General features: G+C 61.3%; 11 protein-coding genes and 1 riboswitch. All 11 genes read right to left on the minus strand.

Going from position 1 to position 13,058, the window contains the following annotated elements; translation table 11 throughout:
* Positions 1 to 7: 7 nt before the first annotated feature.
* Positions 8 to 127 carry a cytochrome bd-I oxidase subunit CydX gene (gene cydX / locus P2W41_RS00185; RefSeq protein WP_065817381.1) on the minus strand — a complete coding sequence of 40 codons (120 nt, stop codon included), beginning with the start codon at positions 125 to 127 and terminating at the stop codon, positions 8 to 10.
* 31 nt (positions 128 to 158) lie between these two features.
* On the minus strand, positions 159 to 1,316 hold the full coding sequence (cydB, locus tag P2W41_RS00190; protein WP_292898506.1) for a cytochrome d ubiquinol oxidase subunit II: 1,158 nt from the start codon (positions 1,314 to 1,316) through the stop codon (positions 159 to 161).
* Positions 1,317 to 1,320: 4 nt separating this feature from the next.
* Positions 1,321 to 2,898 (minus strand): cytochrome ubiquinol oxidase subunit I, encoded by a 1,578-nt coding sequence (locus P2W41_RS00195; protein ID WP_404933969.1) that lies wholly within the window; start codon positions 2,896 to 2,898, stop codon positions 1,321 to 1,323.
* A 46-nt stretch (positions 2,899 to 2,944) separates the two neighbouring features.
* Positions 2,945 to 4,636, minus strand: a complete 1,692-nt coding sequence (locus tag P2W41_RS00200; protein ID WP_404933970.1) for an amino acid ABC transporter ATP-binding/permease protein — start codon at positions 4,634 to 4,636, stop codon at positions 2,945 to 2,947.
* On the minus strand, positions 4,633 to 6,393 hold the full coding sequence (cydD, locus tag P2W41_RS00205) for a thiol reductant ABC exporter subunit CydD (protein ID WP_404933971.1): 1,761 nt from the start codon (positions 6,391 to 6,393) through the stop codon (positions 4,633 to 4,635). Before cydD ends, P2W41_RS00200 begins: the two co-directional genes overlap by 4 nt.
* Positions 6,390 to 6,962 carry a GbsR/MarR family transcriptional regulator gene (locus tag P2W41_RS00210; RefSeq protein ID WP_292898501.1) on the minus strand — a complete coding sequence of 191 codons (573 nt, stop codon included), beginning with the start codon at positions 6,960 to 6,962 and terminating at the stop codon, positions 6,390 to 6,392. Before P2W41_RS00210 ends, cydD begins: the two co-directional genes overlap by 4 nt.
* 171 nt (positions 6,963 to 7,133) lie before the next feature.
* On the minus strand, positions 7,134 to 8,453 hold the full coding sequence (locus P2W41_RS00215) for an O-antigen ligase (protein ID WP_292898500.1): 1,320 nt from the start codon (positions 8,451 to 8,453) through the stop codon (positions 7,134 to 7,136).
* A 193-nt stretch (positions 8,454 to 8,646) separates the two neighbouring features.
* Positions 8,647 to 9,438 carry an ABC transporter ATP-binding protein gene (locus P2W41_RS00220; protein WP_292898499.1) on the minus strand — a complete coding sequence of 264 codons (792 nt, stop codon included), beginning with the start codon at positions 9,436 to 9,438 and terminating at the stop codon, positions 8,647 to 8,649.
* Entirely contained in the window at positions 9,435 to 10,604 is a 1,170-nt protein-coding gene (locus tag P2W41_RS00225; RefSeq protein WP_404933972.1) for a FecCD family ABC transporter permease, read from the minus strand. The genes P2W41_RS00220 and P2W41_RS00225 overlap by 4 nt, the downstream gene beginning before the upstream one ends.
* Positions 10,605 to 10,625: 21 nt before the next feature.
* Positions 10,626 to 11,615: an ABC transporter substrate-binding protein gene (locus P2W41_RS00230; protein ID WP_404933973.1), complete on the minus strand. Its 990-nt coding sequence runs from the start codon at positions 11,613 to 11,615 to the stop codon at positions 10,626 to 10,628.
* A complete protein-coding gene (locus tag P2W41_RS00235) occupies positions 11,612 to 12,670 on the minus strand; it encodes an LLM class flavin-dependent oxidoreductase (RefSeq protein ID WP_404933974.1) in 1,059 nt (352 codons plus the stop codon). Before P2W41_RS00235 ends, P2W41_RS00230 begins: the two co-directional genes overlap by 4 nt.
* 157 nt (positions 12,671 to 12,827) lie before the next feature.
* Positions 12,828 to 13,025: riboswitch (cobalamin riboswitch) on the minus strand.
* Positions 13,026 to 13,058: the final 33 nt, after the last annotated feature.

The raw sequence follows: 13,058 nt of genomic DNA on the forward strand, positions 1-13,058 counted from the left end.
TGCACATTCATTGCTTTCCGGCTTCTCTGTTCTTCGCCGCGTCGTCCATCAGCTCATACCACATCGCGTTGAGCACAGCGAAAGCTGCGGCGAGTGGGAAGCCAAGCAACCATGCAAAATACCACATGTCGTGAACTCCTTTTGTCTCACGGCAGCGCTCAGTAAGCGTGCCCCTTGCCTTGCTCGATTTCGTTCTTGTCGACCTTGCCCCACAGCACCCTGTAGACCCAGCTCGTGTAGGCGACGATCAAGGGAATGAAAAACGCCGTCACAACCAGCATGATGAAGAGTGTGAGATGGCTCGACGAAGCATCCCAAACCGTCAGGCTTGCACCGGGTGCGATGGAAGACGGCAGGATGAAGGGGAACATCGACAGGCCGACAGTGGAGATGATGCCGATGATCGACGCCGCGCTGGCAAGCAGGGTCGGCACCTCACGCCGGGCACGGAACAGAACGAGCGCGAGGGCTGCACCGGCAAAACCGAGGCCCGGTGCGATCATCATCCATGGGTGCGCCGCATAATTGTCAAACCAGGCGTTGCTCGCCTGTACCACGGTCTTTGCCAGCGGGTTGGACGGACCGTCGGTGACAATGGCGCTGGTGATGCGATAACCGTCGACACCGGCCCATAGCCAGAGGCCACCGAGTGCGAAGATCACTATGGTGGCCGTGGCAGCAACACTCCCAAAGGTACGACTGCGCGCGGCAACGGATCCCTCGGTCTTCACCATCAGCCAGGATGCGCCATGCATGACGAGCATTGCCACCGAAAGCAGGCCGCACAGAAGCGCAAACGGATTGAGCAGCTCGAACAATGTCGTGCCCTCGTAGAAAATACGCAGATCATTTTCGAGCCGGAACGGCACACCCTGAAGGACATTGCCTACCGCAACACCGAAGATCAGCGCCGGAACGAAACCGCCAATGAACAGCGCCCAGTCCCACGTCGCGCGCCAGGCGGGGTTCTCGCGCTTCGACCGGTATTTGAACGCCACGGGGCGCAGGATGAGCGCGAAGACCACAGCGAACATGGCAAGATAGAAGCCCGAGAAGGACACCGCATAGAGCGGCGGCCAAGCCGCAAAAATGGCGCCGCCTCCCAGGATCAGCCAGACCTGATTGCCTTCCCAGACGGGGCCAACGGCATTGATCACGACGCGGCGCTCGGTGTCGGTCTTCGCCACGAAGGGCAGAAGTGTTCCGGTTCCAAGGTCGAAACCATCGGTTATGGCAAAGCCGATCAGCAACACGCCGAGCAGTCCCCACCAGATGACACGCAGCGTTTCATAGTCGATAAGAGTGTGCAGGATCATTTTCTTACTCCGCCGGAACGAAGGCGCGGGGGCCGAACTCGGCCTCGGGCTCTTCGTCTGGTTCAGGCCCCTTGCGAATGGCGCGCAGCATCAGCGTCATTTCGACGATGAAGAGGACGGTATAGATCAGCGAGAAGCCGATGATCGTCATCAGCACCGTGGAAGCACCAAGGTTCGAGACCGCCACGGCGGTCGGCAGCACGCCTTCGATGATCCACGGCTGACGCCCGAACTCCGCAACGATCCAGCCACATTCGGCTGCGATCCATGGGAGCGGGATAGCAAGAACTGCGATCCGCAGAAGAATGGGATAGCGATCCAGCCTGTGCCGGGCCGACAGATAGAAGAAAACAGCCATCAGCAGTATAAAGAAGAAACCCAGCCCGACCATTATGCGGAAGGTCCAGAACAGCGTCGGCACGTTTGGCACCGTGTCGTTTGCCGCCTGGGTTATCTGCGCGTCCGTCGCTTCACGCGGATCGTCGAGATACGGCTTCAGAAGCAGCGCATATCCGAGGTCCGCGCCACTCTCCTCGAAAGCTGCCTTCACATCGTCGGGAATGGCATCCGTGCTGCCGGCGGCGCGGATTTTCTGCAGGGCATCATAGGCGACGATACCGTTTCTGATGCGCTCTTCCGCGCGTTCGACCAGTTCCTCAATTCCGGGAATCTGCGTGTCGAGCGAACGTGTCGCGATGATTCCCATGGCCCAGGGGATATGCACGGCATAATGGGTTTCGCGTGCTTCCTGATCCGGGAAACCGAAAGCGGTGAAGGAAGCCGGTGCCGGCTCCGTTTCCCACATGGCCTCAATGGCGGCGAGCTTCATCTTCTGATGCTCGGTGGCGAGATAGCCGCTTTCATCGCCCAGCACCACGACCGAGAGAGCAGCTGCCAAGCCGAAAGAAGCAGCAACAGTCATTGAGCGCTTGGCAAGCTCCAGATGCCTGCCCTTGAGCACGTACCAGGCGGAGACGCCCAGAACGAAAACTGATGCCGTGACATAACCGGCCGACACGGTGTGAACGAACTTTGCCTGCGCCACCGGGTTCATGAGCACGGCGTAAAAATCCGTGACTTCCATGCGCATGGTCTGGGGATTGAATGCGGAGCCCACCGGATTCTGCATCCAGCCATTGGCGATCAGGATCCAGAGCGCAGAGAAGTTGGAGCCGATGGCGACCGCCCAGGCAGAAGCCAGGTGACCGAGCCTGGAGAGCTTGTCCCAGCCGAAGAAGAAGAGGCCGACAAAGGTCGCCTCCAGGAAGAAGGCCATGAGGCCTTCAATGGCCAGAGGTGCACCGAAGATATCGCCGACATAGTGGCTGTAGTAACTCCAGTTCATGCCGAACTGGAACTCCATGACGATGCCGGTGGCGACGCCGAGCACGAAATTGATGCCGAAGAGCGTGCCCCAGAATTTCGTCATCTGCCGCCAGATGGTGCGGCCAGTCATGACGTATACGGTCTCCATGATGGCGACCAGCACCGACAGTCCGAGCGTCAGCGGGACGAACAGAAAGTGGTAGAGCGCGGTGATCGCAAATTGCAACCGCGAGAGATCGACGATGTTCAGTTCCATTATACCATCCGGCTGTCCGGCTCCTTTGGTCGTCGGGAGGAAGCGCTCATTCTGGTCTCAGACCTTCGAGCAAAGAATTGTATTCGGCCGTGCCGCGGTGCGCTTCGGCGAGGATGCGGCCCTGTGCCATGCGCACGATGCGGTCTGCGCCTTCGGCCTCGCGGCGGATGTGCGTTGACACCACGAGGGTTCTGCCGGCCGCGAACCATCCGACCCGCGCAATCACATCGTTCGCGGTTTCACGGTCGAGCCCCTCAGTCGGCTCGTCGAGCAGCCAGACCGGCGCGTCCCGCAGCACCAGCCGGGCGAGTGCAAGCCTACGTGCCTGGCCGGTGGAAAGCCCGGCACCGCCCTCGCCCAGCATGGTGTCGAGCCCATCCGGCAACCGAGCCAGCAGTCGTGAAAGTCCTGCCGCTTCCAGTGCGGCATGCAACTGACCGTCGCGGGACGCTGGATTGGCGAGCACGAGATTGCCACGCAGCGTGTCGTTGAACAGTTCCGTGCGTTGCGTGAACAGGACTGAGGGAAGGCTGGAGACCGCGCCCCCGACAGGTATCATCTCACCGGCAAGCGCTGCCAGAAGCGACGATTTGCCGGCCCCGCTCGCCCCGATTACCGCAATACGCTCACCGTGTCCGACCTGCAGGGAAACATCCTTGAGCGCGGGATGGACCGATCCCGGATGGACCGCGGTGATATGCTTCAGGCATATCGACGTTCGGGCAGCATTCGGCGCATTGATTGCCGGCGTGCTATCTTGCGCTCCCAGCCGTGGTCCGACGCGGCGGACGGCTGTCAGCGTGCGTCCAAGCTCGACAGCACCGCGCCGCAGGGCGGCAAACGGTTCTGTCGCAGTCAAGCCGATGAGCAGTGCCAATGCGGCAACGGGTGCGCTGATGTAACCACGTTCCGCAAGTTCAGCACCGAAGATCAGGATCGCGGCGAGCAGAACTGCACCGGCTATGCCGAGCGTGATGCTGACGCCTGTTTCCGTCCTGTTCATTGCATCGTCGGCCTCTGCCAGGCGCCGGTCGGCCTCGGCAATTGCCTCGCGCTGGGCAAAGATCCGCCCGGCCATCGTGAGTTCGCTTTGCCCACGGACAAGGTCGATGCTGCGAGCGCGTAGAACCTCCAGCGCATGTGCGCGACGGCGGGCCGGCCTTCGGGCAAGGCGCGCCGCTAGCGTGGGCACACCGAGCCCAACTGCCAGCAGGAACAGCGAAGAAGCGACGCCAAGCCGGATGTCGATGAGGCCAAGCGCCAGCCCGGCGACAACAGCGGCACCGGCTGCCGAGAACAGCGGCACGAGAACGCGCAGATAGAGCGAGTCCAGCGCGTCGATATCGTTGGTCAGCCGGAAAAGTAGACGGGCCGGCCGCGCCGCCATGGCGCGTGCAGCACCCGCGACCGCCCAGCCGCGAAACAGTCTTTCGCGCAGTTCTGCAAGCACTTCCAGCGTTGCATCATGGGTGACGATACGTTCGCCATAGCGCGATGCCGTGCGGGCGAGCGCCAGGAAGCGGATGCCTGCCGACGGGGCGAACACGTCAAAGGCCAGCGCCGTCGCCAGCGAAAGCCCGGCAATGGCCGTCGCCGTGATGAACCAGCCCGAAAGCCCCAGAAGCGCTATGCCGCACAAAACGGTGGCGAGCGAGAGGAGTGCGCCGGCGAGAAGCCTGTTGCGGTTGCCGGACCAGAAAAGCGAAGCGACGGCGCGAAGACTGCTGTTCCCGGTCATGACCCGTCTCCGGCCGTTTCTGGTGCTTTCAGGGTGATGGCGCGGTCCATGCGGGCTGCAAGCAATGGATCATGGGTGGCTACGATCAGGGTTTTTCCCCGGCTGATGCGTAGAAGGCTTTCGGTGACCTCGTGCGCGGTTTCCCGGTCGAGGTGCGCGGTCGGTTCGTCGGCCAGAACAAGGCCGGCCTGCGGTGTCGCGGCGGCACGCGCCAGCGCCAGCCGGAGTGCTTCGCCACCGGAAAGGCCAAAGCCGCCTTCGCCGATCATCGCCGGCCCGCGCCGAGCCGCAAGTTCCGAGAGGCTTACCACCTCTAGTGCCGCCGAAACGCGGGCCTGATCCACGTCGGGGCGGCCCAGCGTTACATTGCTTTTGATCGTGCCGGGAAAGATATGGGGATCCTGACCAATCCAGGCGATGGAGGCGCGCAGGTCCGAGACATTTGCGCGATCCATGGCCACTCCGCCGATGCGAATTGTACCGTTCTCAGGCACAATCATCCCCGCGATGAGTGCAAGCAGCGTGGATTTGCCCTCGCCGCTTGGCGCAACAAGCGCGACGCGCTCGCCGGGCTCCACTTCAAGATCAAAATCGTTGAAGACCGGGGCAGCCTCTTCCGCGTGACGGAAGACAAGCCCTTCGACTGACAGCGACAGCGCCCCGCGAGCCCCAATCCGACTGCCCTTCGCAGCTGACGCCGCCACGGTCTTTCGCCCCGACGCGGCCAGCTTCTTCAACGCATCGAAAGCAGCTTCGCCCGATGCCCGATCATGCCAGACAGCGGAGAGGTCGCGGAGCGGCTCGAAGAAGGACGGCGCCAGAAGCAGGATGAACAGCCCCTCCGCCAGGGAGAGTCGGCTGCCCCATGCGCCGAAATTCAGCTCACCGAGCAGGTGGAAGCCCACATAGACTGCGACCATGGCGACGCCAAGCGCTGCAAAGAGTTCCAATACGGCGGACGAAAGAAACGCTATTCGCAACACCGCCATTGTGCGGCCTCGAAGATCTTCGGCACTGGCACGCAGCTGCGTTGCCGTGCGATCCACGGCACCGAAGCTGCGGATCGTTGTCAGTCCTCGCAGGCGATCCATGAGAAACGCGTTCATGCTGCCCATCTCGGCGAGTTGCTCTTTGCTTGCCTGCTTGGCGCGCCAACCCACGAGCGCCATGAATATCGGGATCAGCGGTGCCGCGATCAGCAGCACAAGCGCTGCCGCCCACGAGAACGCCAGAACGCAGGCAAGAATTCCCAATGGTACGACCATCGCCTTGAAGCGCGCCGGGCGGAAGCGGGCGACATAGGGCACAATGGCCTCAGCCTGCTCGGCAAGGGTGCTTGCGGCAAGCCCAGATGAAGGCCGCGTAGCATCGAGCGGCGAGGTTTTGGCAAGGGCGGCCACCGCCTCCTTGCGCAGCGCGCTTAATCGGCTCCGCGCCTGACGAAACGCCAGGCGATTGCCCGCACCGTCCATCATCGCGCGCGCGACACCGAGAACAAGAATGCCGAGGGCCGGCAACCATGCCGCGGAAGCGTCGCTACCGGCGGCGATGCCGCCGACCGCCAGCGCCAGGAGCGCCGCCTGCGGAAGCCAGAGCAACGATGCAGTCGTTTGCAGAAGCACCACGGCTCTGCTGACCCCGCCGCGCGCAGACAGCGTGTCCGCAACCTCATCCGAATGCGCCTGCGGCATTGCCGCTCTGGTGCGCCCGGCGGCCTGAGGGCGTCGTCGTCCTATGCCGGCGTCGAGCGTTGTCATGACGTCTTCGGCTCCGTGCGCTTGCGGCCGAGCGAGACAATTCGGTCCTTGGCGTCGAGCAGTCTTGTCACCTTTGCGCCAAGGTTCAGCAAGGTCGCCAATTGCTCGGTCTCCAGATGCTTCACATCGTCATACCATTTCGTCAACTGCTCGATGAGGGTCTGCATCTCGGCGAGCCGTGCCTGCGCGTGGCGCTCTTCCTCACTGCCGGGTGTCTGCATCAAAAGTTCGCGAAGGACGGAAAGCGTGGGATCGACCTCGCGCTTCTTGCGCTCTTCAGCCAGCGTCCGCAGGATCTGCCAGACATCGTCCGGTGTGGTGAAATAATCCCTCCTGTCATCGGGAATATGTTTCAGAATGACAAGATTCCAAGCCTGAAGCTCACGCAGGCTCATGGAGACATTGGAGCGTGAGATGGACAGCGCCTCGACAATGTCATCCGCGCAGAGCGGATTGGAAGACGCATAAAGAAGCGCGTAAATCTGCCCGACCGTGCGGTTGATGCCCCAGCGGCTGCCCATTTCTCCAAAGTGCAACACGAAGGATTGCAGGAGTGGCGGGAGATTCATGATGAGTGGTCCTGACATTGTTTTCAGAAATTACTGAAATCAATGTACGGGTGCCGACCCGCTGGGACAAGCGTGTGTTGGATGGTGCGCGGTTTTGCAGCAGGGAAGCCACGACCTTTTCGCCATTCGATGACAGCGCAGCGTCATACCTTAAAAGGCGTGCATACCTCGTCAGCGTACGGAATGCGTGGGCACCCTGAAGCGTGACACAAGACGCATCCCCAACACTCCCATCACGAGGAGCATCCACACGGGGTCCGTCCGGCGAAAGAAAAAGCTCTCGAGGAAGGCGTTGAACATGCTGAACGTCACCACCATCATGAAAAAATCGGCGAGAAAGATGTTTTCACGATAGTGCGGTGTGCGCATGTAATCGCGTAGCGGCACGAGAAGAAACGTTGCAATGGCTACGGCAAGTGCTGGAAGTCCCATCCCGAGAGCAATGTCGATATAGCCGTTGTGACCATGAACAATGCCCCGAATATCCCATGGACGGTCGAACGGTTGGTCTGAGGTAAAAACGAGTTCCGTCATCCAGAAATTGTCGAAACCGTATCCGAAGAGCGGCCTCTGGACGATCATGTCGCCGGCGAAATCCCAAATCGGCGTTCGCCCTGTATAGGTAAGATCAGGAGCAAGCGTCGCGGCCAGTTCCTTGACCGGATCGATGAAGACGATGCCAAGAGTTGCGACCGCCAACGCACTGACTGCAGCAACCACCAGGACGGGCACCAGGAACCGCAGGCCGAATATACCGGGCAATGCGATCAGCATCCCCGCCAGCGGTACGGTGGCAGTGGTTGTCTTGGACCCTGTGTGGAACACAAAGATCATCGCCAGAAGCGCCATCGTTCCACCGGACCAACGCCATCCACGCCGCCACAGATAGAGACCGGCAAACGCCAATCCGGCCATAACCGGTCCGGCGATATTCTTATGCGTAAAGACGCCCCGCCAGAGGCCGGCATGCTGTGCTTCCAAATCATAGGCCTGATGAACAGCCACATCGCGCATGGCGATAACACCAAAGTAGGAAAGCCCGAGAATCACGAAACCCGCACACGTCAGTACACGCGAAAACGCATCCGCATCGCGCGGCAGGGTCAGGACTGCTCCCACCGTGACAATGCCGATGATCGAGAAGGCGACTGTGCGGATCGTGTCACTTGGAACCGGCGTGTTGAGGGTGGCGATGCCCACAAACCCCAGGAGCAAAAGCCACCACGGGCTGAGCAGCGAAACCAGCACCCGCCGGTCGACCAGCATGAGAAGCGACGCTACGGCGATTGCACCCAGCGCGCCAAATCCCAGCTGATTGACGATGTCACCGCCGTCCCCGGCGAGTTGCGGCCCTGAGGGCTGAAATGGCCGAAACGAAACCACCAACACTGTGAGCAGGACGGCCGCGATGACGGTAGAAGGCTGCCCCGTGGCAGCCATGCGCGCCACGGATGACGAAGCCGGCCAGCGCGGTTCCGCAAGGCTGCTCATGGCATCTCGCATGCCCGACCGGGCAACAAGCCATGCAGACTGTTACCATGGAATCCGGGAAAATCTGCTTCGTTCGTCATTTTGAAGCCGAAACCTGTTGCGCCTGCCCCATAAAGCGCGGGAGCGCTTAAGGCCGCGTTAATTATATCAGCATCTTGTCTGTCAGGCTTGAAACCTACACCAGCCTTCCCGGCTATCGGGTGGGCGGAGCAACCGATGGCATCACCCAGACCGTGCCGGTTTCAGGGTGCCGCGCAATCGTCGCTTCAATACGATAGACATTCCGGAGCAGATCCGGTGTCAACACCGTTTCGGGTGTACCGGCAGCCACCAGTCGGCCCCGATCAAGCACAAAAAGACGGTCGCAGAACATTGCTGCCAGGTTGAGGTCATGCAGGGCTGCCACCACAGTGGTTTGAAGCCCGCGCATGAATCGCAGAAGCTGAAGCTGATGATGGATGTCGAGATGGTTCGTCGGCTCATCAAGAACCAGAAGGCGCGGCTGCTGCACCAGCGCGCGCGCCAAAAGGGCTCGCTGCCGTTCACCTCCAGAAAGCGTGCGAAAGGCGCGGTCCTGCAGAGGCGTCAACCCTAGAAGCGCGAGTGCCGCAACAAGCAACGCGTGATCGTGCGACGTGTCGGGTTCCAGAAGCTTCTTGTGAGCCGAACGCCCCATGGCGACAACGTCGCGCACGGTCAGCGGAAACTCGGCGGGCATATCCTGAAGCACCGCGCCGACATTGCGCGCAACCCACTCGGTGGGCTGCCGCCACGCATCTTCTCCGTTCACGAGCACCGTGCCGGATGTAGGCCTGTTGATGCGATAGATTGTTCGAAGCAGACTTGATTTTCCCGCGCCGTTGGGTCCGATAAGACCGACCATCTCGCCTTCGGAAATGCTCATAGTCACATTATCCACCAGCGCCTTGCCGCCGGCCAGCAAGGTGACGGAGCACAGATCAAGCGTGCCAGGCCGGATGCTCATCGCGCGCCACCCAGCCCACGTGCATCGCGCCGCAGAAGCCAGATGAAGAACGGCCCACCCACCAGCGCCGTGACGATACCGACTGGTAGTTCCAGCGGCGCGATTACCGTGCGGGCGACGAGATCGGCGCCGATGGTGAAACTCGCCCCCAGAAGCGCTACCGCCGGCAAGGCGCGACGATGATCGGCTCCAACAAGAAAACGCACGATGTGAGGCATGATGAGGCCGACAAAGCCGATGACCCCGGCCACGGCCACTGTGATCCCGGTGAGTGCTGCCGCCAGCACGAACATGCTCTGACGGAAGCGCTGGACATTGAGACCCAGGGCGACCGCGCTTTCATCTCCTGCCATCAGCAAGTTCAGCCGCCGGGCCTGAACCAGCATCACACCTAACCCAATCGCCAGTGCAGCAAGCGGTATGGGTATGAGTTTCCACTGAGCCGTGCCGAAGCCTCCCAGCGTCCAGAACAGGACCCGGGAGGCAAGTTGCGGATCGGGCGATGTCAGCACGATCAGGCTTGTCAACGCGCTGAGGATCGCGCTCATCGCCACGCCAGCAAGCACGAGCCGCGTCGGCGTCATGAACCCGCCCGTTCGCGCAACCCAGAACACAGCGAACAATGTTATGAGCCCGCCAAGGAAGGCCGAAATGTGTAGCGTGAATACGCCCAGGCCGAGAAACCCCCAGCGCATCACCACCACGGCGCCCGTCGCCGCACCTGAGGAGATTCCCAGAATGCCGGGTCCCGCCAGTGGATTGCGGACGATGGACTGGATCGTCATCCCGGTAACTCCGAGGCTTGCGCCCACAAGGGCGGCAAGCACCACGCGCGGCATACGGGTCTGGACCACAATCGTCTCGTAGACCGCACGCCAGCCAGGCTCCACCAGACCGTCACCGGCCACCAGATTGGCGAGTATGGCGACCGCCGTTTCCCCGGGTATATGCACTGAGCCGAACATCAGTCCTGCGATCACCACGCCCAGCAGCAGTCCAACCATGAGGAGAATAACCAAAGCATAGCCCGGCGACCCCCCGCTTGCGGCACACTGGGCCGCAACGGAGCGAAGTGCCGTGCCTCGCACTGGCGGTGCTGACCGAAGCACTGTCAGCAGCGCTTCGTGGCTCTCAGGCTGGTTTTGTTTCGCGACGGGCGCATGCATTTTTCGGTTCCGTCCGGTCTGCTAATGGCCCATCCGATCGGGGTGGAAAGCACGCGCCAGTTTTTCTACCGCGTCGATGGAACTCGGCCCCGGCTGCCCCCAAACGGAGTCGATTGTCACGAATCTTTCCCTGGCAATGCCTGGTACCTCCCTGATGGTCGGGTTGGCTTTCAGGATCTCAATGCGCCCTTCGCCCAGTTCCCCGGCCGGGTCTCCCACCACCTGGCCGCCGGCAGTGCCGGAATAATAGACCACTATGTATTCAGGCATGCGCTCGGCAATCTGTTCCCACGAGACCTGGCCATAGCGGTTCGCGACATCGCCGAAGATGTTCTCGCCGCCGGCTCGCGACACGACGTGCGACAGCATGGTGTTGCCAAGCACTGCACGAGGCGCGGCTTCGCCACCATTGAAGATGAAGACCGGCGTAACCTCTACGTCTTCCAGCTGTTCTGCTACTGCAGCGAGGCGCATTTCCATATCAGCAATCAGCGCTTCGCCGCGCTCACGCACACCGAATATGGCTGCAACAGAGCGGATCTCCGCGTAGAGCTCATCGAAGCCAAACCTGCCGAGATTGCAACCCTCGGTATTCAGCCGCGTTTTCATGCCCAGATCGTGCAGCTGGTCGCGCGTGTGACGGCTCTCGCTGAACCCGTCGGGATAGCCGGCATAGACGAAATCGGCTTCGACCTCGATAAGCTGCTCAGTGGTGGCAACGAGTGGCGAAAGCACCGGGACCTTTTTATAGGCCTCCTCATACTGTGGGCTGATCTTCAGGTTCGCCATGTAGGAGGTGCCCGCCATTCGGTCTTCCAGACCCAGCGCCAGCATCAGCTCCGTCGCGTTGTTGCTGAGTGTCACGGCTCGTGCCGGCGGCACTTCATAGACTGTGGTGACCCCGCAGTTCTCATCCGTATGGGGAAACCCGGGCTCGCCCGCGAACACAGATGTTGATGCAAGGAAAATGCCTGCCAAAACAAACGCGGAAAAGCCGCGAGAACGGATCATGAAATCACTCCTTGGATAGCCGGCTTGTTGACGGCGTTTTCGAATGGGGGTGGAGAAGAGGGTTGCTGCCGGAAAGCGGAGAGTACTTCTGTGGCGAAGAGCTCCATGCCCCTGAGCGCCACATCGTTGGCAATAAGGCCATTGGCGCTGAACAGACAGCGTATGCTCTGCGATCCCGTGCGTGCAGAAAGGGCGCACAGTTGTGCATGGCAGTCCTCCGGCGTACCCGAGATGGTGAAATCCGCCACCATCGCAGCGCGGCTGCGCGGCTGTGGCGGTGCCACTCCGCGCGCCAACGCGCGTTCGGCGCGACGGGTGTTCAGCTTTTCAAGAAGCGCGTCGACACACCTCTCCGCTTCCGCCCGGGTCGGCGCGATCACCACGTAGCGTGAAAGCGACGATGCGGTCAGCGCGGCGCGGGTGGTGCCATGCCGATTCAGCGCCGCATCGAACACGGGCAATTGCCGCGCCTCGTTCGGCTCGAGGCTGAGGAGCAGCGGGAACCCGTTTCGCGCAGCGATGTCGACCGTTTCTTCGGAAACCCCCGCAACATAGATGGGTGGATGCGGCTGCTGCACCGGTCGCGGCCCCACAGCGACATTGGAGAACTTCCACGGGCCGGCATCGGCGGAGCAATGCGGCATTGTCCACGCCTCGATCATGATCTTCAGCGCTTCGCGGAAACGCAGATGCACCTCGCCCGGCGCGACCCCCAGCGCGCTGAAGGTCGATGGGTCCGTGCCTCGTCCGATGCCCACATCGACCCGGCCGCCACTCTGAAAATCCAGCTGTGCAATCTGCTCCGCCAGAAGGAGCGGATGATAGAGCGGCAGAACGAGGATCGACGTTCCAAATCGCAGACGCTCGGTCCGCGCCAGGATATCCGCCCCCAGCAGAAGCGTGGATGGATAGGGCAGCGTATCGCGGGAAAAGTGGAATTCATTGAACCAGATACCGTCGAAGCCAAGCGTATCGGCGCGTTCCACGAGGCGCATAAGATCGCAGTGATCGCCCAACACCCCTTCCCGAGCAAAACCAGCCAGATCAATGCGCATTCAGGACACCTGCCAGAACCAGACGACGAAATCCTGAAATGCTTATATGAAATGATATAACATATCGAGTCAATTCGAACACGAAATGCCGCTTTATCGCCGGCAAGGCTGTGCCTGCATGCATTCTGATCCTCCTGCCGGCGCACCTCGTCCGGCGTTCATGGTCAATGCATGAGGCAGGTCTCCTGGCTCGCGGCTCGGACGTTCGCTCCGCCTTCCCGGCTCTGGCCAGTGGCATTGGAAAGAACTTGCCGCTTACAGTTGCGAGGGCAGCCCCGGGATTGATTCCGCAAGGAAATCGCACCGGGTTCCCTTTTCATCCGCAGGATGCGGAACCGCATGCGAAAGCGACCCTACCGGCGAAGCGCACGCAGCGCAACACACTCGA

This window comes from Nitratireductor sp. L15S-10, from assembly GCF_045011005.1.
GTDB lineage: Bacteria > Pseudomonadota > Alphaproteobacteria > Rhizobiales > Rhizobiaceae > Nitratireductor.

What these genes read in the sequence shown, in the direction of transcription:
- cydX (WP_065817381.1), bottom strand. Translation starts at nt 127, where the DNA reads ATGTGGTATTTTGCATGGTTGCTTGGCTTCCCACTCGCCGCAGCTTTC.
- cydB (WP_292898506.1), bottom strand. Translation starts at nt 1,316, where the DNA reads ATGATCCTGCACACTCTTATCGACTATGAAACGCTGCGTGTCATCTGG.
- P2W41_RS00195 (WP_404933969.1), bottom strand. Translation starts at nt 2,898, where the DNA reads ATGGAACTGAACATCGTCGATCTCTCGCGGTTGCAATTTGCGATCACC.
- P2W41_RS00200 (WP_404933970.1), bottom strand. Translation starts at nt 4,636, where the DNA reads ATGACCGGGAACAGCAGTCTTCGCGCCGTCGCTTCGCTTTTCTGGTCC.
- cydD (WP_404933971.1), bottom strand. Translation starts at nt 6,393, where the DNA reads ATGACAACGCTCGACGCCGGCATAGGACGACGACGCCCTCAGGCCGCC.
- P2W41_RS00210 (WP_292898501.1), bottom strand. Translation starts at nt 6,962, where the DNA reads ATGAATCTCCCGCCACTCCTGCAATCCTTCGTGTTGCACTTTGGAGAA.
- P2W41_RS00215 (WP_292898500.1), bottom strand. Translation starts at nt 8,453, where the DNA reads ATGAGCAGCCTTGCGGAACCGCGCTGGCCGGCTTCGTCATCCGTGGCG.
- P2W41_RS00220 (WP_292898499.1), bottom strand. Translation starts at nt 9,438, where the DNA reads ATGAGCATCCGGCCTGGCACGCTTGATCTGTGCTCCGTCACCTTGCTG.
- P2W41_RS00225 (WP_404933972.1), bottom strand. Translation starts at nt 10,604, where the DNA reads ATGCATGCGCCCGTCGCGAAACAAAACCAGCCTGAGAGCCACGAAGCG.
- P2W41_RS00230 (WP_404933973.1), bottom strand. Translation starts at nt 11,615, where the DNA reads ATGATCCGTTCTCGCGGCTTTTCCGCGTTTGTTTTGGCAGGCATTTTC.
- P2W41_RS00235 (WP_404933974.1), bottom strand. Translation starts at nt 12,670, where the DNA reads ATGCGCATTGATCTGGCTGGTTTTGCTCGGGAAGGGGTGTTGGGCGAT.